Genomic DNA, 418 nt, shown 5'->3' with positions numbered 1-418 from the left:
GAGTACGTGGACCTGTCCGTGGGCGGCAACGTCAAGCAGGCCTCGGAGGCCGTTGACTGGGCGCTGGCCGATGCTCGGGTGTTTCGGAAAGTGAGAGAGAGAGTGGCCCAGGCCCAGGAGGCCATGGCCCGGAACTACAACGCCGACAAGCGACCGCTGAGCTTCCAAGCGGGGGACCTGGTCCGCGTGACCAATCGCGTGGGCGGGCGCGGCGCCCTGTCCCACTTTGCCCCGCGGTTCCTCGGTCCCTGCGAGGTCACCAAGGTGATCAACCGCAACGCCTACCGCCTCCGGCTCCCCGGCGGTCGCGAGTCTACGTTCCACGTCTCCCTGTTGGAGCCGTGGCGGACGCCGCCAGATGAAACGCCCTCCAACCAGCCTACGGCTGAGTCCGCCTCGCCCGAGGGCGAGGCTTCCC

1 protein-coding gene is annotated in these 418 nt (G+C 68.7%); it reads left to right on the top strand.

Features of this window, described 5'->3' with window-relative positions; translation table 11 throughout:
- A partial coding sequence (locus JFN88_RS24645) for a hypothetical protein (RefSeq protein WP_233167983.1) occupies positions 1-418 on the top strand: 418 nt, incomplete at both ends.

The sequence above is a fragment of the Paenibacillus roseus genome (assembly GCF_016424485.1).
In the GTDB taxonomy this organism is placed as follows: domain Bacteria; phylum Bacillota; class Bacilli; order Paenibacillales; family Paenibacillaceae; genus Paenibacillus_D; species Paenibacillus_D roseus.
This window is presented reverse-complemented; position numbering and strand designations above follow the sequence as displayed.